This window comes from Pseudomonas sp. 7SR1, assembly GCF_900156465.1.
Lineage (GTDB): Bacteria > Pseudomonadota > Gammaproteobacteria > Pseudomonadales > Pseudomonadaceae > Aquipseudomonas.
Map to the genome: position 1 here is coordinate 3461087 of NZ_LT707064.1, position 24573 is coordinate 3485659.

At 64.5% G+C, this 24573-nt stretch carries 9 protein-coding genes (1 of these 9 running past the window's edge); 4 read left to right on the plus strand and 5 right to left on the minus strand.

Annotated elements, in window-relative coordinates; genetic code table 11:
- The 3 genes from BW992_RS15800 to BW992_RS15810 all read left to right on the plus strand — a co-directional run.
- A protein-coding gene (locus tag BW992_RS15800) for a non-ribosomal peptide synthetase (RefSeq protein WP_076406539.1) crosses the window boundary here: on the plus strand, positions 1 to 6815 show its 3' portion. The gene continues 6724 nt to the left of window position 1, outside the view; the window shows 6815 of its 13539 coding nt (coding positions 6725–13539); its start codon lies off the left edge, out of view; it ends in the stop codon at positions 6813 to 6815.
- A complete protein-coding gene (locus tag BW992_RS15805; protein ID WP_076406541.1) occupies positions 6812 to 10057 on the plus strand; it encodes a non-ribosomal peptide synthetase in 3246 nt (1081 codons plus the stop codon). Before BW992_RS15800 ends, BW992_RS15805 begins: the two co-directional genes overlap by 4 nt.
- A gap of 480 nt (positions 10058 to 10537) precedes the next feature.
- Positions 10538 to 13006, plus strand: coding sequence for a TonB-dependent siderophore receptor (locus BW992_RS15810; protein WP_072430711.1), 2469 nt, complete (start codon positions 10538 to 10540; stop codon positions 13004 to 13006).
- Between the two features lie 150 nt (positions 13007 to 13156).
- Here BW992_RS15810 and BW992_RS15815 read toward each other — a convergent pair whose 3' ends face one another.
- From BW992_RS15815 to pvdM, 5 genes are all read right to left on the minus strand, one after another.
- Positions 13157 to 17314 (minus strand): non-ribosomal peptide synthetase, encoded by a 4158-nt coding sequence (locus BW992_RS15815; protein WP_076406543.1) that lies wholly within the window; start codon positions 17312 to 17314, stop codon positions 13157 to 13159.
- Between the two features lie 37 nt (positions 17315 to 17351).
- The gene (locus tag BW992_RS15820; protein ID WP_076406546.1) at positions 17352 to 19010 is read right to left on the minus strand and encodes a cyclic peptide export ABC transporter; all 1659 of its coding nucleotides are present in this window, start codon (positions 19008 to 19010) and stop codon (positions 17352 to 17354) included.
- Positions 19011 to 19099: 89 nt separating this feature from the next.
- Positions 19100 to 19996 carry a dihydropyoverdine dehydrogenase gene (gene pvdO / locus BW992_RS15825; RefSeq protein WP_072430708.1) on the minus strand — a complete coding sequence of 299 codons (897 nt, stop codon included), beginning with the start codon at positions 19994 to 19996 and terminating at the stop codon, positions 19100 to 19102.
- Between the two features lie 34 nt (positions 19997 to 20030).
- Complete coding sequence (gene pvdN, locus BW992_RS15830) at positions 20031 to 21311, minus strand: pyoverdine-tailoring periplasmic protein PvdN (RefSeq protein ID WP_072430707.1); 1281 nt, start codon at positions 21309 to 21311, stop codon at positions 20031 to 20033.
- Entirely contained in the window at positions 21308 to 22678 is a 1371-nt protein-coding gene (gene pvdM, locus BW992_RS15835) for a pyoverdine-tailoring dipeptidase-like protein PvdM (protein WP_072392109.1), read from the minus strand. Before pvdM ends, pvdN begins: the two co-directional genes overlap by 4 nt.
- A 260-nt stretch (positions 22679 to 22938) precedes the next feature.
- On the opposite strand from pvdM, the gene pvdP reads away from it, so the two are divergent.
- A complete protein-coding gene (gene pvdP, locus BW992_RS15840) occupies positions 22939 to 24555 on the plus strand; it encodes a pyoverdine maturation tyrosinase PvdP (RefSeq protein WP_072392112.1) in 1617 nt (538 codons plus the stop codon).
- Positions 24556 to 24573: the final 18 nt, after the last annotated feature.

The window sequence follows — 24573 nt, forward strand, 5'->3', positions numbered from 1 at the left end:
CGGTGTGGCAAGACTCGCCGCTGTTGTGGACCGCAGAGGTGGCCGATGCCCCGGCGCTCGAACAATTGGCCGAACGGGCCCAGCGCAGCCTCGCACTGGACCATGGCACGCTGTTGCGCGGGGTCTTGGCGAACCTGGCCGACGGCAGCCAGCGGCTGCTGCTGGTGATCCATCACCTGGTGGTGGACGGTGTCTCCTGGCGCATTCTGCTGGAAGACCTGCAACAGGCTTATGCCCAACTGCAAGCCGGACAGCCCCCGGCGCTTGCGGCCAAGACCAGCGCCACCCAGGCCTGGGCGCAACGTTTGCAGGCCCATGCCGGCAGCGCGGCGCTACTGGCCCAGATGGCTTATTGGCAAGGCCAGTTGGCAGGTGCACGCGCCGACCTGCCTTGTGACCGCCCCCAAGGGGGCATGCTCAGGTGCCATGCCGCGCAGGTCCAGACACGCCTGGATAAACAGCAGACCCAGCGCCTCTTGCAGCAAGCGCCGGCGGCGTATCGCACCCAGGTCAACGATCTGCTGCTGACGGCCCTGGCCCGGGTAATCGGCCGCTGGACTGGCGAAGACTCCACCCTGATTCAATTGGAGGGGCATGGCCGCGAGGCGTTGTTCGATGACCTGGACCTGAGCCGCAGCGTGGGCTGGTTCACCAGCCTGTTCCCGGTGCGCCTGACGCCAGCGGCCACTGCGGCGGACTCCATCAAGACCATCAAGGAGCAGTTGCGGGCGATCCCCGACAAGGGGCTCGGATTCGGTGTGCTGCGCTACCTGGGCGACGAGCAGACGCGTCGCACCCTGGCGGCCCTGCCCATGCCTCGCATCACGTTCAACTACCTGGGCCAGTTCGACAGCGGCTTTACCGACGATGCCGACGGCTTGTTTGTCCCGGCCAGTGAATCGGCCGGTGCGCCCCAGAGTCCCCTGGCGCCGCTGGACAACTGGCTGACGCTCAACGGCAGTGTCTATGCCGGTGAACTGAGCATCGACTGGGCGTTCAGCACACAGATGTTCGACCCGGCCACCGTCCAGGCCCTGGCCCTGGACTACGGCCGGGAATTGCTGGCGCTGATCGAGCATTGCTGCCAGGCGCAGCACCAGGGCTTCACGCCTTCGGACTTCCCCCTGGCCGGCCTGACCCAGGCCCAGCTGGATGCCCTGGCCGTGGCGCCCGGGCAGGTCGAAGACATCTACCCGTTGTCGCCCATGCAGCAGGGCATGCTGTTCCATACTCTCTACGAGCAGCAGGCGGGCAACTACATCAATCAACTGCGCGTGGACGTCGAGGGGCTGCAGGTCGAGCGCTTCCGCCAGGCCTGGCAGGCCGCCATGGATGCCCATGAAGTGCTGCGCAGCAGTTTCGTCTGGGAGGGCGATTTCAAGCGGGCCCTGCAGGTGGTGCACAAACGGGTGGAGGTTGAATTCCTGTTCCACGACGGGCATGCCAACCCCGGGCTGTCCCGGGACCTGGACGCTCTCGCCCTGGCCCAGCGCCAGCAAGGCTTCGCGCTGGACGCCGCGCCGTTGCTGCGCTTGGCCGTGGTGCGGGTGGCGCAGGATCGCTATCACCTGATCTACACCAGCCATCACATCCTGATGGACGGCTGGAGCAATTCGCAGTTGCTCGGTGAAGTGCTGCAGCGCTACAGCGGCCAGGCACCGGCGCGACCGGCTGGACGCTACCGTGACTACATCGACTGGTTGTCGGCCCAGGATCCCCAGGCCAGCGAGCGGTTCTGGCGCGCACAATTGGCCGAGCTGGACGAGCCGACACACCTGGCAGGGGCCTTTGCCCGGGACTCGCGCAGTGAGGCAGTCACCGGCCACGGCGAGTACGAGCAGTGGCTCGATGAGCGCGCCACGGCGCGGCTGCATGCCTTTGCCCGAGAGCAGAAGGTGACAGTCAACACCCTGGTGCAAGCGGCCTGGCAGTTGTTGCTGCAACGCTGCACCGGACAATCGGCGGTGGCCTTCGGCGCCACGGTGGCCGGACGCCCCGCGTCCATTGCCGGCGTGGAGCAGCAGATCGGCCTGTTCATCAACACCTTGCCGGTGATCGGCAGCCCCCGGGCGGAGCACAGCGTCGGCCAATGGTTGCAGGAGGTCCAGGGGCGAAACCTGAGCCTGCGCGAGCATGAGCACACGCCCCTGTTCGACATCCAGCGCTGGGCCGGGCAGGGCGGCGCGGCACTGTTCGACACCTTGCTGGTGTTCGAGAACTATCCGGTTTCCCAGGCGTTGCAAGCGGGCGCGCCGGCCACGTTGCGTTTCGGCGAGGTGGCCAATCACGAACAGACCAACTACCCGCTGACCCTGGCAGTGAACCTGGGCGAGACGCTGTCGTTGCTGCTGAGTTACAGCCGCGACAGTTTCGCCCCGGGAGACGTTGCCCGCATCGGCCAGCACCTGGCGCACCTGCTGGAGCAGATCGCTCTGGGTGGCGAGCGCACGGTGGGGCAATTGTCATTGCTCGATGCCGGACAGCTGGCGGTTCAGCAGGGCTGGAACGCCACCGCCACCGAGTACCCCCTCGACCACAGCGTCCATCGCCTGATCGAAGCGCAGGTGCGGAGGACCCCTGACGCCTGCGCGCTGGTCTTCGGCCAGCAACGGCTCAGCTATGCGTTGCTCAATGCCCAGGCCAACCGCCTGGCTCATCTGCTGATGGAGCACGGTGTCGGTCCGGATGTGCTGGTGGGCATCGCCGTGGAGCGTTCGGTGGAAATGGTGGTGGGCCTGCTGGCGATCCTCAAGGCCGGCGGTGCCTATGTCCCGCTGGACCCGGAATATCCACAGGATCGCCTGGCCTATATGTTCGAAGACAGCGGCATTGGCTTGCTGCTGACCCAGGGGCATCTGCTTGACCAGTTGCCCGTGCCGACGGGCCTGCGCAGCCTGGTGCTGGACCAGCCGGGCGACTGGCTGGCGGGGCGCAGCGATGCCAACCCCGCGGTCGAACTGCAGGGCGAAAACCTCGCTTATGTGATCTATACCTCCGGTTCCACCGGCAAGCCCAAGGGCGCCGGCAACCGTCATTCGGCCCTGGTCAACCGCTTGTGCTGGATGCAGGACGCCTACCGGCTGGAGGCGAGCGACAGCGTGCTGCAAAAGACGCCGTTCAGTTTCGACGTCTCGGTCTGGGAGTTTTTCTGGCCCTTGCTGACCGGCTCCACATTGGTGATGGCGCCTGCGGGGGCTCATCGCGATCCGGAGCAATTGATCGAGCTGATCACCACCCATCGGATCACCACGTTGCACTTTGTCCCCTCGATGTTGCAGGTATTCATGCAGGATCCGGCGGTCAGTCGTTGCCAGAGCCTCAAGCGCATCATCTGCAGCGGCGAAGCGCTGCCGGTGGATGCCCAGTTGCAGGTCTTCGCCAAGCTGCCAGGGGCCGGTCTCTACAACCTGTACGGCCCCACCGAGGCCGCCATCGACGTGACCCACTGGACCTGCGTCGATGAAGGTCGCGATGCGGTGCCGATCGGCCAGCCCATCGCCAACCTGGGCACGTTCATCCTCGACCACAACCTGTCGCCATTGCCGGTGGGGGTGACGGGCGAATTGTACCTGGGCGGCGAAGGCCTGGCCCGCGGTTACCATCGTCGTCCGTCGCTGACGGCCGAGCGATTCGTCACCAGCCCGTTCGGCGACGGTGCGCGCCTGTACCGGACCGGCGACCTGGCGCGCTACCGTGCCGATGGTGTCATCGAGTACGCCGGGCGCATGGACCACCAGGTGAAAATCCGTGGCCTGCGCATCGAGCTGGGTGAAATCGAAGCGCGCCTGGCCGAGCACGACGAGGTCCGCGAAAGCGTGGTCATCGCTCAGGACGGCACGGTGCTGGTGGGCTATGTGGTGCCGCAGTCGCCAGCGTGGCTGGGCGGCGACGGCACTAGCAGCCAGGGGCTGGAGCAGGCGTTGAAGGCCCACTTGAGCCAGCACCTGCCCGACTACATGGTTCCACAGCACTGGTTCGTGCTGGAGCGCATGCCGGTCAGCCCTAACGGCAAGCTTGAGCGCAAGGCCCTGCCACGCTTCGATGCCAGCCAGGCGCAGCAAGGCTTCGCGATGCCCGAGGGCGAACTGGAGCAACGGATCGCCGCTGTCTGGCAAGAAGTGCTGGAAGTGGAGCAGGTCGGGCGCAACGACCATTTCTTCGAGCGCGGCGGCCACTCCCTGCTGGCGACCCAGGCCGTTTCCCGTCTGCGCAGGTTGACCCGTTATCCGCTGAGCCTGCGTGATCTGTTCAACCATCCACAGCTCAAGGCATTGGCGACGCTCATGGCAGGCCATGGGGAGGGGCCGGTGCGGGCGGGGGACTCTGGCGGGGTACGGCTCGTGGCCCATGGGCCGCGGCGCTCGGCACCGCTGTCGCTGGTGCAGCGACGCTTGTGGATCGCGGAACAGTTGTCCGGCGGCACCTCCGCGTATGGCATGCCCATGGCGCTGCGCCTGTGCGGCGAATTGTCGGTGGAGCGCCTGCTAGGCAGCTTTGCTGAGGTGATCCGCCGCCACGATGTGCTGCGCACCGCGTACACCCAGGATGACGAAGGCGACCCGGTGGCGCTGATTGCCGATGAGGTCCGGCTGGACTTCCCGGTGATCGATCTGTCCGGTCTCTCGCCCAGCGCCCAACGCGAGCGGGTGGCCCAGGCGACCCTGGAAAATGCCCGTACGCCGATCGATCTGGAGCAGGCGCCGCTGTTGCGCGGGCGGATCCTGCACCTGGGACCGACCGAGCATGTGCTGCTCTACGCCATGCATCACATCATCTCCGATGGCTGGTCCATGGGGCTTTTGATCAACGAACTGGTGCAGGCCTACGAGGCATCCGCCAAGGGCGAGCCGCTGTCGCTGCCGCCCCTGGAGGTCCAGTACCAGGACTTCGCGTTGTGGCAGCAGGCACTGGAAGAGCAAGGGGTGTTGGCGCGTCAGGCCGAGTACTGGAAACAGCGGCTTCGCGGCTACGAGGGACGCCTGGACTTGCCGCTGGACAACCCCCGCGGCCAGACCGCTTCCTATGACGGCGATGCGTTGCAGTTCCAGCTGTCCGCAGCGTTGACCGAGGCCTTGCGCCGGCTGTCCAGCAGCGCTGGCGTCACGCTGTACAGCACCTTGCTGGCGTCGTTCCAGGTATTGCTGCACCGAGTCTGCGCGGCACAAGACGTGGTGATCGGGGCGGACGTGGCCGGACGCGAGCGACCGGAGCTGGAGCGCTTGATCGGCTTCTTCGTCAACGTATTGCCCCTGCGTTCGCGCCTTGACGCCCAAGCCACGTTCTCGCGGTTCCTGGGGCAGACCCAGGACGACCTGCTGGGCGCACTGGAGCACCAGGACCTGCCGTTCGACCAGATCGTCGACGTGTCGGGCGTGCCTCGCCACAAGGGCATGAACCCGCTGCTGCAGGTGCTGTTCGTGATGAACAACGTCCCGGTGCGTACCCGTTCCATGGCCGGTCTGAACGTGGAGTTCCTGCCGGCGCTGCAGACCCATTCTAAATTCGACATGGCGCTGTTCGTTGACGAAGAAGAAGGGCAATTGCGCGGTAATTGGCAATTCGCCACAACCTTGTTCGGACACGAGCGCATCCAGTACCTGATCCAGGCCTGGACAGCCCTGTTGGAACAGATCGTCGCTGATCAGGACATTCAATTGGGAGCTATCAGCATGCCAGTCGACAACTTGGCGGCAGCCGTCACGCCTGCCACCGTCCCGGGGCCCAAGGCCGATAAACTGGGCAAGTTCCTCAAGCGTTCCGTGACGCCGCAGGCCAAGGCCCGCCCTGCACGGGTGCGTGAATCGCTGGTGGCGGCGCCCCAGCGATTCCCGTTGATGCTGGAGCCGGGCGAGCCTCACCTGGATGTCATCGAGTGGATCCAGCAGAACCGGCCGTTGATCGAGCAGAAGCTGGCCGAGCACGCCGGCATTCTCTTCCGCGGTTTCGAGCTGGACGGCGTCCAGGGCTTCGAGGCGTTCGCTGAAGCCATACAGCCGGGGCTTTATGGTCAGTACGGCGACCTGCCCAAGAAGGAAGGCGGCAAGAACACCTACCGCTCCACGCCGTACCCGGAGCGCAAGATGATCCTGTTCCATAACGAGAGCTCCCATCAGGACCGCTGGCCACGCAAGCAGATGTTCTATTGCGAACAGGCCGCGCCGGTAGGAGGCGCGACCCCGGTGGTGGACTGCCGGTTGATGTACGAACGGCTGCCGGCGGACATCCGCCAGAAGTTCGAGGAAAAGGGGCTGCTCTACGTGCGCACCTTCACCGACAAGCTCGACGTGTCGTGGCAGCATTTCTTCAAGACCGAAGACCGCAGCGAAGTCGAGGCCCGCTGCCGGGCCGGCGGCATCCAGTGGCGCTGGCTCGACAACGACGAGTTGCAGACCCGCACACCGGGGCCCGCGATCATCACGCACCCGATCACCGGTGAGAAGTCGTTCTTCAACCAGGTGCAGTTGCACCACATCTACTGGCTGGACCCGGACGTGAGGGAGGACCTGCTGTCGATGTTCGGCCTGGAACGGATGCCCCGGCATGTCTACTACGGCGACGGCACCCCGATCGAAGACGAGGTGATGCAGCGCATCGGCCAGCTGTACGAAGCCTGCGCGGTGCGTTTCGACTGGCGCAAAGGCGATGTGATCCTGCTGGACAACATGCTGGTGGCCCACGCCCGGGATCCGTTCGAAGGCCCCCGCAAGATCGTGGTTGCCATGGGCGACATGTACGACCACAGCAGCCTGGAGCGTCCGTCGGTCGCCGGGCAAACCGCCCTGGGCGAACTCAATACCGAGGAAGTCGGAGCATGAACGAGGTCACGATGGACGCGCAGGATCCGGGTTTCGCCCTGGCGCCCGAACAACAGCGGGTACTGGAGCAGTTGCCGAACACGGCGACCTGTGGCGAGGCCATGCGCTGGCTGACGGTGCTCATCGATGGCGAGCTCGATCCACAGCGCCTGCAGCTCGCGCTCGATACGTTACTGGCGCAGCAGCCGATGCTGCTGGCGCGCCTGGTCAAGGTCGCCGGCTTCCACGGTCTGCGTCAGGTCGCCAGCGGTGCCGGGCGCTTCCCGCTCACGGTACGGACGGGTGAGCAAGGGGTCGAGCAAGTCCAGGCACAGATCGAGGAATCGATGGGCCGCGCCTTCGTGGCCGGCGAATCGGAAAGCGTCCAGGCGGCGCTCTATCGCCTGGCGCCGCAGCAATGGCAACTGGTGCTGGGCATCGCCCGCTACGGTGCCGATGCGCAATCCCTGCGCTTGCTGCTCGAGCACCTCCAGCAGGCATACGCTGCGGCTTCGGCACCGGAAGATGGAGCGCCGGGCGACGAAACGCCGGGTGAGTTCGCCCAGTACCTGGAATGGCGCAGCGAAGTGGTGCTCGATGAAGATGCCGCCAGCGCGCGAGCCTACTGGCAGCAACACCTGCAAGGCGTGCAGGCGGACATCGCCACGCCTTGGCTGGCCGATCGGGGCGCCAGTGGCGAGACGGGTGTCGCCGACGCGCGCCTGTCCCTGACCTTGACGCCTGCCCAAGGCGATGCCTTGCAAAGGCTGGCCGAACAGCTCGGTCAGCCCCTCGCCACGTTGCTGCAAGGTGCGTGGTGGCTGCTGCTGGGCCGTCTGGGCGGGCTCGAGCAGACGCTGGTGGGTGTGCGTCACGACAGCCGCGAGGATTACGATTACTTCGCCAACGCCGTGGGGGTGTTCGAAAAAAACTTGCCCCTGTGCGTTTCGTTGCCGGCCACCCAGCCGTTCAACGAGTGGTTGGCGGCGCTGGCGGTGCGCCTCGAAGAACACCGAACCTGGCAGGAATACTGGGCGCCGGAACTGACCCCCGAGGCGGCGCGCCCGGCCTATGGCTTTACGGCAGGGCAGGCGCCGACTGCCGGCCACGCCGGCGGCCTGGCCTGGGTCGTGTCGCAAAGCGCCGGTGTGCAGGCCGATGGGTTCGAGCTGCTGTTGCAGGTTCGATTGCAGGATGATCGGCGACTAGCCTCGATCGACCTGTGTTATGCCCGTTCGCGTTATGCCCCTGCCTCGGCCACAGCCCTGTTGGAGCAGTACGGCGTGCTGCTGGCCTCGATCCTCGCAACGCCGCAAAACCCATTGGCGCGGCTCAGCCTGCTGGGACACGTCGAGGAGCAGCGCCTGCTGGCGATCAACCCGGCGATGCAGGCATTGCCGGACAACCGTTACCTGCCGCAGCGCATCGCCGACCTGGCCGTTGCAACGCCCCATGCCATGGCCTTGACCGACGCCCACGAGCAATTGAGCTACGAACAGCTGCATGCCCGGGTCGAGCGCTTGGCGGGAGGGCTCAAGGCGCGTGGGCTGGGGGACGGTTCGATGGTCGCCCTGGCATTGCCGCGCTCGGTCGACCTGGTGATTGCGATGCTGGCGGCCTGGCGCGTGGGGGCGGCCTACCTGCCCCTGGATGCGCAGTGGCCCCAGGCGCGCCAGGCATTGATGCTGGAACAGGCCGGCGCGACGCTGTTACTGACCGACGCGGCGCATCTGTCGGCCTGGCAGGAGGCGCCGCACACGGTACTGACCGTGGCTGAACTCGGTCAGTCGAGCGCGCCATTGGCCGGACTCGCCACCCGGGGCAACGATGTCGCATACGTATTGTTCACATCCGGCTCCACCGGCGTGCCCAAAGGCGTGGTGATCGAGCATCGACAGTTGCTCAACTACACCGCCCAGGCCAGCCAGGCGCTGGGACTGGAGCAGTGCAGGCACGTGGGTTTGAGCTCCACCGTGGCGGCGGACCTGGGCAACACGGCCCTGTTTGGCGCGTTGTTCAACGGGGCGGCCTTGCATGTAGCCAGTGATGAGCAGATGCAGGACGGCGTGTTGTTCGCCGAGTACCTGCAGCGACACGCGATCGACTGCCTGAAGATCGTACCGTCGCATCTGGCGGCGCTGCTCGACACTGAGCGGGCGACGCTGCCGCGAACGTTGATTCTCGGGGGGGAACCGATTGCCGCTCCGTTGATCGAGCGCATTGCGCGGGTGCGCGGCGATTGCCGGGTGTTCAACCACTATGGGCCGACCGAGGCTACCGTTGGCGTGATGATCCATCCGTTGACCCTGGACGGTGGCGCCGACGATTGCTCGGCCCTCAGCCAGGTGCTGGGCAATAACCGGGTCTACGTGCTGGACGCCGACCTGCGCCTGGCGCCGGTGGGCATGCTGGGTGAGTTGTACCTGGGCGGCGCGCAGCTGTGCCGGGGCTATCTGGATGCCGAAGCCGATGGGCAAGCGTTCATCCAGAGTCCTTTCGATCCGGCGCAGCGGTTGTATCGCACCGGCGACCTGGCGCGTTACCGCGCGGACGGTGCGATCCAGTTGCATGGTCGGCGCGATCAGCAGGTCAAGGTGCGCGGGTTCCGTATCGAACTGGCGGAAATCGAGGCCGAGCTGCTGCGCCTGCCAGGGGTGGCTGAAGCACTGGTGCTGCCGGCAGCGTCGGGCGAACAGGGACTGCTGGCCTTCGTCGTGGCGCAGCCGGGGCAATCGGTGGGCTTGCTGGACGCCGCGCGTAGCGGGCTGAGCGCTCGCCTGCCCAGTGTGATGGTGCCAGCGCACCTGCAACTGATCGAACAATTCCCACGGTTGGCCAACGGCAAGATTGATCGCAAGGCGCTGCAACAGCTGGCCGGCGCGGCGACGAATAGCCAGGACGCCGCGCCGCGCGATGGACTGGAGCAGTTGCTTGCCACGCGTATGGCGCAGTTGCTGGGGCTGGAGCGAATCGGCATCGACCGCGACTTCTTCGCCGCAGGGGGGCATTCGTTGCTGGTGATCAAGCTGGTGGCCGGTATCCGCAAGCTGCTGCAGTGCGAGATCCATCCAGGGCTGGTCTTCGATCATCCGACGGTGGCGTCCCTGGCGTCGGCCTTGAAGGCGGTGGAAAGCAGCCCGGGGCAACTGGAAAAAATGGCCCAGGTGCGTTTGCGCATGGATGCGATGAGCCCCGAGGAAAAGGCCCGCTTGACCGAACAGGCGCGGCAGCAGCAAGCCGCCAGGGTCGTCCAGGGCAACTGACCCGGCGGCAGACCTGAGCCCGGGCTCATCACGTCGGCCCCAGGCTCTGCGCGGGAATGCCTCGCCGGGCGCCCAGCGTTCGGCGGTTGAAGGGAAAACGGGACGTCCCTTGCTGTGAACCCGCCGCTAGCGCGGGAACGATCATGGATAAGCAGGAACGAAGGCCGTCGCTTGATTGCGACGGCCTTTTTTTAAACTTTGTTACGTGAATGATAAATAAACTCATTCCGGTTTTTTGCAGGTGCTTCGTCTTACTAAGGTGTGTAGGCAAATCGGGTCGGGCAGGGCAGCCCGGACAGCGGATTTGTCCAGCAAGAAAATTGCCGTCGTCCAGCCGGATGACCGCGCCCGGGGAGGGGCCGGTCAGCGCGCACTGATGCATTGCCAGGGGCAATCGTCAGGGCGGGTTCACCAGTGCTGGCGGACGGCGGGCCATTCGGCCCCATGGACCTTTCACTTCGACCAATAATAGAGAGCACGATGTCATCCATTCATGAGTTGAAACCTCTGTTCAAGGCACTCGTCATGTCCCGCGGCCTGCGCTCGCGTGGCGTGTTGACCGGTCTGGGGCTGGCCTGCGCATTGCCCTTCAGCGCTCAGGTGATGGCGCAGGACGTCAGCATCGACATCCCTGCGCAACCGTTGCCCAAGGCCTTGCAGGCGTTCGGTCAGCAGACCAACCAGCAGGTGATCTACAACGCTGACGACCTGGCCGGCCTGAAGAGCAACCGCGTCAGCGGCAAGATGAGCCCCCAGGCCGCCATCGCCGAACTGCTCAAGGGCACTGGCGTAAGCTACAGCCTGGAGGGCAACACGCTGATGCTGGTGCGGGGTTCCGCGGCGGGAGGCCTGGAGCTGGGCGCTACCACCGTCAAGGCCACGGCACCGGACGCGACGACCGAAGGCAGCAACTCATACACCAGCAACGCCGTGACCATCGGCAAGGGCACCCACACCCTCAAGGAAATCCCCCAGTCGATCACCGTCATGACGCGCAAGCAGATGGATGACCAGAACCTGGTGGACCTCAAGGACGCGGTCAACCAGACCACCGGTATCGTCGGCCTGCAGGGCGTCGGCCAAGGCATGATCCTGTCGTCGCGCGGCTTCCAGATCGACGACTGGCAATACGACGGCGTGCCGATCCCGCGCAACACCTACTCCCTGGGCAACTGGGCGACCCAGGACCTGATCTTCTTCGATCGCCTGGAAATCATGCGTGGCGCCTCCGGCCTGCTGCAAGGCACGGGCAGCCCCGGCGGTGCCGTCAACCTGGTGCGCAAGCGAGGCCAGAGCGCCCCGACCGTAACCCTGACCGGCAAGGCCGGCTCCTGGGACCACTACGGCCTGCAACTGGACGCCGGCGGCCCGCTGAACGAAGCCGGCAACATCCGCGGCCGGATCGTCGCCGACGAAGACCAGAGCAATTCCTTCGTCGACCATGCGTGGAACAAGACCCACTCGCTGTACGGCGCGCTGGACATCGACCTGAGCGAGGCCACCACCCTGGGCCTGGCGGTCAGCCGGTCCGAGGGCGAATCCCGCGGCAACATCCGCGGCCTGCCACGCTACGTCGACGGCTCGATGCCGGACGTTTCGCGTTCGACCTATACCGGCGCGCGCTGGAACCGTTCCGACATCGACGTCACCACGGTCTATGCCGATCTGGAACACCGCTTCAACGAGGACTGGGGCTTCAAGGTGGGCGCGGTGCACATGACCGAGGATAACCAGGCGAAAAACCAGCGGACGCAAAATGGCAACGTGGGCCTTAACCTGGATGGCACCGGTGTGCAATATGCCGACTTCGTGACTGACTTCCAGTCCACCAAGGTCGGCCTGGACATGAACCTGTCCGGCAAGTTCGAAGCCTTGTCGATGCAGCAGGAAGTCATGCTGGGTAGTAACTACTCCCAACTGGAGACCGATGACAAATACGCTCGTACGTTCAACAGCAGCAGCGACAACATCTTCGATCTCGACAACAACCGGCCGGATATCAGCTATGACAGCCTGGTCAACGCTTCGAACGGGCGGGGGACCCTCAGTAAATACGATATCCGCCAGAAGGGTGTGTATGGCACCTGGCGCGTCAAGCCGGTGGACGATCTGACGCTGGTACTGGGCTCTCGTGTCAGTTGGTATGACTACAGCTACAAGTCCAAGACCCAGAACTCGAGCGGCATCACCACGAATACCCCTAGCACTGGAACCGAGACCGGAGAGGTCACGCCCTATGCCGGTGTCATTTATGACCTGAGCCGTGAATGGGCGGTGTATGCCAGCTACACCGATGTCTTCCAGCCGCAGACCAACCTCGACCCCAACGGTTCGGTGCTCAAGCCTATCATCGGTACCAACTACGAGGTCGGCCTCAAGGGTGAGCTGATGGACGGCCGGGTCAATACGTCCCTGGCGGTGTTCCGTTACGACCAGGAAAACCGTGCGATTCCCATCGCCGGCTGTACGGGTGTGAATTGCTCCTCGGCCGCAGGGGAAGTGCGTAGCCAGGGCATCGACGCCGAAATCAGTGGTGAAGTGACGGAGAACCTCCAACTGTTCGCAGGCTACACCTACAACACGACCAAGTACCTGGAAGAGCCGGGCAAAGAGGGCAAGGTCTTCAGCACCTGGACGCCGAAACACATGTTGCGCGCATGGGGCAACTACCGGTTCACCGGCGACTGGAGTCGTCTGAGCACCGGGCTGGGCTTTACTACCCAAAGCCATACCCTGGTCTACGACTATGACCGTGAGATCCCAGGCTACACCGTATGGAATGCCCGCGTTGGCTACCAACTGACGCCGGAGATCGATCTGGCGGTCAACTTCAATAACCTGTTCGACAAGACGTACATTGCGCCCGGTTACAACCAGCTTAATGGCAACAACAACTTTGGCGATCCGCGTAACATGATGTTCACCGTGAAATACACCCCGCAGTTCTGATCCCCGCGTCAACCATAAAAAACCGACCCGCCTTGTGCGGGTCGGTTTTTTATTGGGTTGCGTTCCAGCTACTTTGCAAAAAAACGAAAACCTGTGGCGAGGGCGCCAACTCCCTTGCCACAGGTTTATCGTTTGTTCTTCGGTGTGGCGCTACTGCGTTTGCGCCGCGCTGCCCAGGAATGCTTCCACCAGCGAATCGAGCAAGCCATCGTCGAAGATCATGCTGCGATGGCGTAAAGGCGAGTGCACCGAGCATTGCAGCTCCCCCGTCACGCTGTGGGCCTGGATCAAGGTTTCGCAGAACGCCAGTTCCTGCGCTGTCTTCTCCGTTTGCGTCCACCAGCAACTGGGACGTACCCGTACCGGCTTGAAGGTGAACCCGTCGAAGGCTTCCAGCAATCGGTCATGCACCGAGAACGCCTGGGCGTTCATGACCTCCTCCTTGACGCTTTGCACCACCGACAACAGGTCGCTGCGGCCTGGTTCGATCTGGCTGGCGGCCCAGTCATGGAAGGCCTTGACCGTGCTCTCGGGGTGTTCGCGCCGATAAGCCGCGGTGCGTTCCGTGAGGGTGGGGAACAGCAGGTCGAAATATTCGATGGCTTCTACCAGGTCCTGGGAAGCCAGGTCGGCTTTTTCCTGGCCGGGCACATGCCGACGACGGGGCAACGTCTCCGGGTACAAGTGTTCAGGGATCGTGCTGTCCACCAGGCCCAGGAAACCGACGGTATGGCCCTGGCTTTCCAGCGTCGCGGCGATGTCCAGGGCAATCGTGCCGCCCAGGGACCAGCCCATCAGGTAGTACGGGCCTTGGGGCTGGGCCTTGACGATTTCCCGGCTGTAGTCGGCAATCATCTCGTCCCAGGCTTCGGGACCGACATGGGGTTCGCTGAAGCCGCGGTGCATGACGCCGAAGGTGCGCGCCCGATTCTGCAGTTTGCGCGCCAGGGGTTGGTAGCAGAACACGATGCCTCCGCTGGGGTGCAGGCAAAACAACTGCGGGGCGCTGGCGGGGGCCTGGTTCAAGGTCACCAGGCATTGAGCCTGTTCCCGATGCTTCTGCGAGATGAACAGGGCCAGTTCGGCGATGGTCGGGTTGCTCAGCAGTTCCTGCAGGCGCACCGTGATGTCCAGGCGTGCCTTGAGGCTGGCGATCAGCTCGATTGCCAGGATCGAATGCCCGCCCAGCTCGAAGAAACTGTCGTCGATGCCCACGCGCTCGACCCTGAGGGACTGTTGCCATAGCTGTGCCAGGGCTTGTTCCAACTGGGTGCGAGGCGCCACGTAGCGCGCATGCAGGAGGCTGGCGTCGGGCTCCGGCAAGGCCTTGCGGTCGAGCTTGCCATTGGCGTTGAGAGGGAACTGGTCGATGAACAGCAGGTGGCTGGGCACCATGTAGTCCGGCAGGTGCGCCTTGAGTTCGGCCAGCAGGCTTTCGCGCAGCTCGTTGCCGGAGGATGGCGTGGCGATGACGTAGGCCACCAGTTGCAGGCCACCCGGACCATCATGGGTCAGCACGACACAATCCTGCACGGGTGGCAGCCCTTGCAGGCGCGCCTGGATTTCCCCCAGTTCAATGCGGAAACCGCGAATCTTGACCTGGTGATCCAGGCGTCCGATGTATTCGATGCTGCCGTCGGCACGGTAGCGGGCCAGGTCGCCGGTGCGGTACAGGCGTCCGCCCGGCAGCGGGTCGAACGGATCGGGAATGAAGCGGCTGGCGGTCAGGTCGGCGCGCCGGTGATAACCCCGGGCCAGGCCGGCCCGACCGACGTACAGCTCACCAGTGCAGCCCTTGGGCACCGGGTTCAGGTGCGCATCGAGCAAGTACCAGGACAGATCGACGATGGGCTCGCCGATAGGGCTCGCGGCCTCGCTGTCCAGATCTTGCAACGACAGCGGTCGCCAGGTGACATGGACCGTGGTTTCCGTGATGCCATACATGTTGATCAGCTGTGGCGTGCGGTCCCCGAAGCGTTCGAACCAGGGGCGCAAGCTCTGCACATCGATGGCTTCACCGCCGAAGATCACCTGCCGCAGATGCTGGTCAAGGGGCTGCCGTGACGCGCAGGCAACCTGCGACAACGACTTGAACGCCGACGGTGTCTGGTTCAGCACGGTGACGCGTTCGTGGCACAGCAGGGCATGAAAGTCTTCCGGCGAACGGCTCACGACGTGGGGCACGATGACCAGCCGGCCGCCATGCAGCAGCGCGCCGAAGATCTCCCACACGGAAAAGTCGAAGGCGTAGGAGTGGAACAGGCACCACACGTCCCGGTGGTCGAAGCTGAACCAGCGGTCCGTGGCCTGGAACAGACGGGTGACGTTGTGATGCGCCAGCAACGCCCCTTTGGGCTTGCCCGTGGAACCCGAGGTGTAGATCACATAGGCCAGGTTGTCCGGGTGCACCGGCACATCCGGGTTGTGCTCGGGACATCCGTCATCGACGTCCTGCGGATCCAGTGACAGACAGACCGTACCGGCGGGCAACGCCAACGAATCACGCAGATGCGCCTGGGTCAGGACCCGCATGATGCCGCTGTCCTGGATCATGTAGGCCAGGCGGTCGGCCGGGTACGCCGGGTCCAGCGGCACGTAGGCGCCGCCGGCCTTGAGAATCGCCAGCAGGCCGATGATCATCTGCGGCGTACGCTGCGCAGCGATCCCCACCAGCACATCGGGCCCCACGCCTTCGGCGATCAGCCGATGGGCCAAGCGGTTGGCCTGCCGGTTGAGGTCGGCATAGCTCAGGTGTTGCCCTTCGAAGGTCAGGGCAATCGCGTCGCCCGTGGTGGCCGCGTGGCTTTCGATCACGTGGTGCAGGCATCGCTCGCGGGGCAGTTGGGTCGGTTGCCGGTTCCAGTCGTCCAGGGTCTGTTGGCGCTCCCGGGAACTCAGCAGTTGCAGTTCGCCCAATGCACATTGCGGGGTGTCGATCAGGCCCTGCAACAGGTTTTGCCAATGCTCGGCCATGCGCTCGATGGTCGCCGTCCGGTAGAGATCACGGCTGTACTCAAACGTCGCCAGTAATTGCTGCGGTGAATAATCGACATCCAGCGACAAGTCGAATTTGGCCTGACTGTCGCCAGTGGGCAGAAATTCCAGTGCCAGTCCATCCTGGATCGACATCGATGTCGTGGGCGCGCCGGTGCGCCAGTTGAACAGGACCTGGAACAGCGGGTTGGAACCCTGTGCGCCGGGGCGTTGCAATTGGTCGAGGATCAGTTCCAACGGGTAGTCGGCATGTTCAAGCGCCGCCAGGGATTGCACGCGCAGGTCGCGAAGAAAATCCAACGCGGTGCGCGTCGAATCGAGCTGCGCCCGATAGACTTGGCTGCTGACGAAAAAACCCACCAGCTCCTGGCTTTCAGGGCTGTTGCGGTTGGCGTTGGGGACGCCGACGGTGAAATCGTTCTGGTTGGCGTACCGGCCCAGCAACAGTTGCCAGGCGCCTAGCGCCACCACGAACGGCGTAAGCCCCTGGCGTCGGCAAAACGTCTCCAGGGCCTGGGCCAGGGCCGGTGCAAGTGTCACCTGGACGCGTCCGGCCATGTGCTGCTGGCTCGCGGCGCGAGCGAAATCCTGAGGCAGTTCCAGAACGGGTAGGTCATGGCCCAGGCACTGGCGCCAGTAGTCGCCGCTGCGCTGGCAGGCCGTGCTCTGCAGGTATTCGCCTCGTTGGTGGGCTGCGTAGTCGGCGTATTGCAGGGGCAAGGCCGGCAACGGTGAAGCGTCGCCGAGTAGGGCGCGGGCGTAGGCCTGGGTCAGGTCCTGCATGAGAATCGTGTTGGACCAGGCGTCGGAGACGATGTGATGCATGTTCAGCAGCAGCACGTGTTCATCGCTGTCCAGCCTGAGCAGCGTTGCCCGCATCAGCGGTGCCTGGCTGAGATCGAAGGGGCGCCTGGCGTGCTGTTCGATGCGCCGTGCGAGCTCGATGGTCCGTGCCTGGTGGTCGAGCGCGCCAAGGTCATCGCGCTGCAGGACCAGCCTGGCGTTGCGCTCGACCACCTGGGCCGCCGCGCCATCGATTTCAGTGATCGCGGTGCGCAGAATGTCGTGTCGGTCTATGACCCGGTTGAGCGCCTGCTCCAGGGCGTCGGCATCGAGCTCGCCCGTCAGGCGCAGGGCCCGTGGCAAGTTGTAGGCCGAACGGGTCGGGTCACGCTGTTGCTCCAGCCACAAGCGTTGCTGGGCGAAGGACAAGGGGGCGCGGTCCAGCCGGTCGCGGCCGGGCCCGTCGGGCATGCTGCCTTCGGCCTCTTCGAGCAGTAGCGTCAGCAGGTCATCATCTAGCAGTTCGTTCATGGTGTTCTCGCGGTAAACAGCATTGCGTCGGGTCGGTTCAGGCAAAGGCCTGCGGGGCTTTTTCACTGATGACCCGACCGGCCTGCATCCGGACCAGTTGATCGGCGATATCGAAATAACGGTCATCGTGGGAAATGACGATGATGGTCTTGCCCAGCGCTTTGAGTTCCGGCAGCAGCTGCGTATAGAAAATCCGGCGGAACACCGGGTCCTGGTCGGCGGCCCATTCGTCGAAGACCAGCACCGGGCGGCCTTCCAGCCAGGCGTTGAGCAGGGCCAGGCGCTTGCGCTGGCCGGTGGAGAGGTCGGTGGTGCTGAACACGCCGTCGTGGATGCTGACCTTGTGGGCGATTTCCAGGCGTTCCAGGTAGCGGTTGGCCTCTTCAGGCACCTGCTGGTCGCCCTGGACCAGTTCGTCGAACAGGTAGTAGTCGGCGAAGATCGTGGTGAACAACTGGCGGTAATCGTCCCGTCCAGCGGCTGTCACCGGTTTGCCGTCAAGCAGGATATCGCCGCGCTGGGGTGGATAGAGCCCCAGCAAAAGCTTGATCAGCGTGGTCTTGCCGCCGCCGTTCTCGCCGACGATGAAGACGATTTCACCCTGGGCGATGGACAGGTTGACCGGCCCGAGTGCGAAGGGTTGGCTGCCCTCGACTGCCGGGAAGGCATAATGCACATCGCGTAACTCAAGTCGCTGGATCGTTGCCGTGGCTGCGTTCCTGTCATCGAGCAACAGGTGGGACTCGGGAGAGGAAAACTGCTCGGCCAGTTCGGCGATGCGCTTGAAGGCGATGTTGGCCCGGCTGATGACCGGCAAGGTCATCACCAGGTATTCCAGCGGGCCCTTCATGTACAAAAGCACCAGCACGAAGCCGCTGAGCACGGCCTTGTCGGTACCCAGCCAAAGCGATTGCAGGGCCAGGACCAGGCCGATGACCACGAAGAACAGCATCGAGCCGAAGGTCTTGGCGACCACGAAGGTATTGACCGAGCGGATATTGGTATCGCAGATGTGATCGGCGGTCGCTTCGATGCGCTGGCTGAACATGCGCTGGCGGCGTGGACGGTGGATGCGCAGTTCCTTGGCACCGGCGGCGATGGCGCTGTAGTGCTTTTGCAGGGCGTCCTCGGCCTCGCGGGCCGCTTCGAACCCCCTGATGCCCCGGGCCCGGGCCACGTACTGGATGACGGTGCCGATCACCAGCGCCACCAGCAGCACCGCGAACATCGGCAGCGAAAGGTACGCCAGGTAGGCCAGGCAACCGAGGGTGACGGTGAATGCGATGGCCAGTGGAGCGAAGGAAAACGCGAAGTTGCTGACCATGTTGACGTCATGGGTCAGTACCGGGATGAGCCGGTGGCTGCGAAAGCGTTCGATCTGCTCGATGGGGGCCAGCAAGACTTTCTTGCCCAGGGATTTACGCAAGCCGGCGATGATGTTCTGGCCGACATGGTTGGTTCCGATGTCCGAAAGGATCGAGGTCAGCAGGGCCGCCGCGCAGAGTCCCACGAACGTCGCCAGCACCTGCGGCGTGGGCTTGGTCGCGGCATTCAAGGCGTCGTTGATGGTGGCGAGCAGGGCGGTGATGCTCAGGCCACCCAGCATGCCGAGCAGAATCGACGCCACCACAATGAGCCGGAAAGGCTTGAGCAGGCTGAGCACTTCACTGAGGGCTCCGCGGGAGTTCGAGGTCATGGGGTTCCCCTTGTAGGGCCGGTGACGGCAATGGTTCAAGGCGCTGGCGCGAGGCACGGGCAGGGTGGTGTGGGCAGGGCGGTCACGGTTCACATATCCCGGGCCACCCGGAACCCCAGCCAGTCGCCCCGTGCGTCGGGATAGACCGCGTTGCGGTTGCCCGAGCGGGAGAACACCGGCGCTTCGCCCCAGTCATTGCCGCGGATGCGCCGCACCTTGCAGTCGCCGCTGAGCCAGGCGCTGCCGTCGCTCGGGGCGCCGACGTAGTCCGGGTTGTAGCAGTCGGCCGTCCATTCGTAGACGTTGCCGTGCATGTCGTACACCCCGAAGGCGTTAGGCGCGAAGCGTCCGGCGGGGGACGTGAAGTTGTAGCCGTCGGCCGCGCCGTAGGTATTGGCGTGCTGGGCGATGCTATAGTCCTTGCCGTCATCGAAGGGGAAGGGGAACGGGCCGGTGCTGCCGCCGCGGGCCGCGTATTCACGCAACGACTCGCTGACCAGGCGGTATTGTTTCCCGGTCTTTTTCGACAGCCACGCCACGTAGGCATTGGCTTCTTCGAAATTCATGCACACCGCCGGGTGCATGTCGGTGTACTGCTTGCCCGGGTCGCTGCCCTGGTAGTCGGGAACACCGGCCTTGCAGGCACGGCCGGGGCGCTTATCGGCGTCGGGCATCGTGTAGCCGGTGTCCTGCAGATAAGCGAACCATTCGCCCTTGAGCACCTGGAAGCGGCTGATGGCCACGGGCCTGGCGAATGTCACCGGGTGCATCGGTCCTTCATCGGGTTCGCGGCCGACTTCGTCGTCCGGGGTGCCCATGGTGAAGGTGCCACTGGGCAGCACCACCATTTGCGGGCAGTCCTTGCAGTCCCGGAATACCTGGCCCGGCTGTGCCGCCTGGGCGCCGATGCAGAGCAGGCCGGTGGCGGCGGCGAGGGCCAGCGCGGGCAGTGTCTTCACTGAAAAACTGTGCAACTCACGGTTCATCATCTTTCTCGATAAAGTCAAAGAAGGGAGCGGTTCAGAGCGTCTTGCTCAGCAGCCCCATGAAGTGATCGATCTCGGCTTCGGTATTGAGTAGCCCAGGCGCGGTGCGGACCACTGGGCCGGCGTCGCGATGCACCGCGTCGGCAATCACCCGGTTCTTCATCAGGTAGGCGGCGATCTCGTCGCTCTCGCGGCCCTTGACCCGAAAGAAGGTGAAGCCGGCCGACAGGTCCGGGCTCAAGGGCGTGACCAGCTCGATCTGCGGCTGTGCCAGCAACTGTTTTTTCAAGTAGGTATTGAGGGCATGGATGCGTGCCTGCACGTCGGCCTTGCCCAGTTGCAGGTGCAACTTGAAGGCTTCGTCCGCCGCCCAGCGATGCTCGAAGGCGTGGAAACCCCCTGGCGTCATCACGGTGGAAAACGCGGTGGCTTCGGAGAACGTTGGAATGATCGGCGTGACGTACTTGAGCTCTTCGCTGCGGCTGCATACCAGGCCCGTGCCCCGGGGGCCGAACATCCACTTGTGGGTGCCGGCGATGAAGAAATCGCAGTTCATCGTCGGGAAATCGAGGTCCTCGACACCGAAGCCGTGCACGCCATCCACCACGTAGACGATGCGCTGGGCGTCGCTGCGGCCCTGGTTGTGCTTGTCGACGAGCGCGCCGATCTTGTCGATGGGCAGCTTGACGCCGCTACCCGAGTGCACCCAGGTCATGCCCAGCACGCGAGTCTGCGGACGAATGCTGCGGTCGATGGTGGCGAGGATTTGCGCCTCGCTGGCCTCGTGGGCGCTTTCGAACAACTTGATCTTGCGCACCTGTGTGCCGTTGCGCTGGGTACGCAGGCCGAGGATGGTGTGGGTGGAGTAGTGTTCGTGGGCGGTGGTGAGGATCTCCTGGTCGGCGCTCACCTGAACGCCGCCATAGATCATCGCCAGGCCTTCGGTGGTGCTGCCGGTAAGGGCGATCTGTTTGGGGCTCGCTTGCAGGTAGCGACCGGCCCAGGTCCGGACGTTTTCCTCGCGTTCTTCGGTGACCCCCAGGTCCCAGTCCATCAACAATCCCGGATTCTTGTCCAGCGCGGCGCGGTGTCGTTCGATGGCTTCGCGTACCGGACGCGGGTGGGTGGTGACCAGGAAGTTGGAAAAATGCAGGTAGTCCGGATCCTGGTCGAACAGCGAGCGCAGCTGTGTCCATTTGTCCCGGGAAATCGGCGGCAACGGATCGGCGATCGCCGGGGCCGGGAGGCTGGCGGCCAGTGGCAGGCCGGCGGCGAGGATGCCGGCCTGCTTCAGGAAAGTACGGCGTTCATTCATGGCTGGACGGCCTTCTGGTTCGAGGCCACGGCTGGCCGGGCGGCTTTCTGCACCTGGTCCCAGACCCGCAGGAAATTGCCGCCCCACAGCTTGGCGATATCGGTTTCGGAGTAGCCACGGGTCAGCAGCTCGGCGGTGACGTTGCGAATGTCGCCCACGTCCTCCCAGCCTTTCACTCCGCCGCCTTCGTTGAAGTCCGAGCTGATGCCGACGTGGTCGATGCCGATCTTGCGCACGGCATAGTCGATGGCATCGCCCAGATCCTTGAGGCTGGCCTTGGGTTCTTCCTCCAGGATGCCGTAGAGCTGGGCGGCGTATTCGCCAAACCGTTGCTCCGGCCAGGCGGCGATGATCGGGTCGCCTGGCATCAGTGCCATCGCCAGGTTGGGCAAAGGCGGCAAATCGAAACGCGCGCGCAGGGCGTTGAGTTTGTCCTGGGTTTTTTGCGTCAGTGGGCGCAGGTACTGGGAAAAACCGACGATCTGCACCACGCCGCCGCTGGCCTTGATCAGTTGCATTTCCTTGTCGCTGAGGTTGCGCGGGATGTCCACCATCGCCCGTGGCGCCGAATGGGAGGCCACCAGTGGTGTGCGGCTCAGTTGTGCGACTTGCTCCAGGGCCTGGGTCGACATCTGCGACACGTCGATGATCACGCCCAGGTCGTTCAGGCGGCCCACGGCTTGCTTGCCGATGTCGGAAAGACCGCCCAGGGCGTCGGCGGAATCGTTGAAGAAGGGCAGCGGCCGCGAAGAGTCGGCCCAGTCGTTGTTGCCGATGTAGCTGAAGCCGAACATGCGCATGCCTCGCGCCGTCCACAGGTCCAGCAGGCTCAGGTCGTGGCCCAGGGGATAGGCATTGAGCATGCTGATGAAAATCGCGAACTTGCCTTCGCCGTGCAGGCGTCGCAAATCATCCGGCGTGTAGGCGATGGCGACCTGGTTGGGAAAATCCCGAACCATGCCGGTGATGATCTTGTAGCGTACCTCCTGCTGGTTGCGCGCCTCTTCGACGAAACCGGCGGTGGGCCTGTGGGGGGCGTTGGGGCCGTTCCACAGCTCGGGCCAGCCGAAGATGGTCAGGGCTGCGCCGGACAGGTGCCCGCGGTTGGCTTTCACCAGGTCGAACTGGCCCTTGCCGTCCTTGTCGGCCTCGTTGCCGGCGGTGCCGAAGTCCAGCGGCACGGTGATGTGACTGTCGAAGGAGAGCAGGCGTTCATGCAGCTCCCGGGCTTGCTTCATCACCTTGACCGGGTAGCCGGGGTTGTCCCGCCACCAGTGGTCCCAGGCCGCGAGGCCACCACCGACCACCAGCGCCAGGGCCAGGGGCACGCCGATGAACAGAGCCTTTTTCGAACGTCGTGTTGTCATTGCCGATCTCAGTCAGGTTCGCCTTGGAAAGACAGGCGCGGGGGCCTTTGCTATCTGGGGGGAACGAGTGATCGGGCGGGAAATTTAGGCGTTCTCGGGCCCGCCATCCCGAGCAAGCTCGCTCCCACCATCTGGAATGCGCTCACCTGTGGGAGCGAGCTTGCTCGCGATGAGGCCCCCCGTTTCCCTATAAATTTGTCAGTCCACCCATCGTTCTAGCTTGGATAAAGCCCGCTCCAGGGCCTGACACAGGTAAGGCAATGACGATTTCTCGACGATGGTTCATGGCAGGCCTGGCGCTGACCGGCGCCGCCGTGCCTGTGGTGTATTACGGGCATCGCGAATTGACCCGGCCGGACCCCACCATCACCCCCGGCGAGGCTTCATTCGATGTGGCGGACGTGGCGGGCCAGCGCCGGGCGGACAAGCTGCGCGGTATCTGGACGATCCGCTTCACGGGACGCGATGCCGGCCTTGACGGTCTGCCGACCGAGGGGCTGCAGGTATTCCTCGACATCGCCCACAAGGGCCGTGGCCTGGTGGGATGCCTCGATACCGCCGAACGCCTGCGCGCTGGCGACGAGCCTCGTTACCGGCTGCTGGGCGACCTGGCCGGCGCCGACCCCAGGCAATTGAGCTGGCGACTCACCGGTGCCGAGCATGCGGCGCCGGACTACGAATTCATCATGACCCTGGACGAGGTCTGGGCCGGCTTCGGCAATGCCGGCCGCGCCACGCTCAGCGGTCGGGTGTCGCGCCTGGACCGGTCGGCGGCCCTGCCGGAACTCGACAATCAGTTCATCGCCCTCAAGCAAGCGTTCCCCGAAGCCCGCGAACGCACGCCGCTGAGCCCTGCGCTGCTGGCCTGGCTGGTGTCGCCCGAGCATCGTCTGTTCCATCAGCTCTGGCATGCCTCGCGGGATAAATGGCACGCCCTGGACGAAGACAAGCGCGACGCCCTGCGGGGCCTGGGCTGGCAGCCCGGGCCTCGGGACCAGGAGCGTGACGCTCGCGGCCCGCGCAAGGACCGCAACGGCTCGGGCATCGATTTCTTTTTCATGCATCGGCACATGCTGGGGACGGCCCGTTCGTTCCAGCCGCTGCCGTCCTGGCAACGCTTTCCCTTGCCGCAGCCGGAGCTTGACCGTGATCGCCAGGGCTTCGCCCGGTATTTCGACAACCTCGACGGTACGGCCTTGCCGCCGACCTGGCTGGCCGCCGGTGACGAGCAATACGCCCAATGGGTGAGCGACATCAAGACCGCGGAGACCTACCACAGCAATTTCCTGGTCTGGGAGTCGCGTTACCGGGATCCGCGTTACCTGTCGAAACTGACCCTGGGCCAGTTCGGCTCGGAAGTGGAACTGGGCCTGCACGACTGGCTGCACATGCGCTGGGCCTCGGTGCCTCGGGACCCGTCCAACGGCCACCCGGTGCCGTTCGCCCGCGATCAGGCCGACTTTGCCCAGCGCTGGTTCGCCCCGGAGAACGACTTCCTGGGGGATCCGTTTTCGTCCCATGTCAATCCGGTGTTCTGGGCTTTTCATGGCTGGATCGACGACCGCATCGAAGACTGGTTCCGGGCCCATGAGCGTTTCCATCCGGGGGAAGTGAGCCGGCTTGAAGTCAAGGGTGTGCCCTGGTTCGCCCCGGGCCGCTGGGTGGAGATCGCCGACCCCTGGCTGGGCCCGGACACCCATGGCTGCAGTACCACGCCAGGGTTGCAGGTTGGCCGCTCGGTAGAGATGGATCCGGAAACCATGAAGCTGGCCCTGCGCATCACCTTCGGCAGCGATGACAAAAAGCTTTCCAAACTGTTGCGCCGGGTGCCGCAACGGCCCTGGTATGCGCGCAATCTCAAGGCCAGACCTGTGTAGTGCCTGGCGAGGAGACCT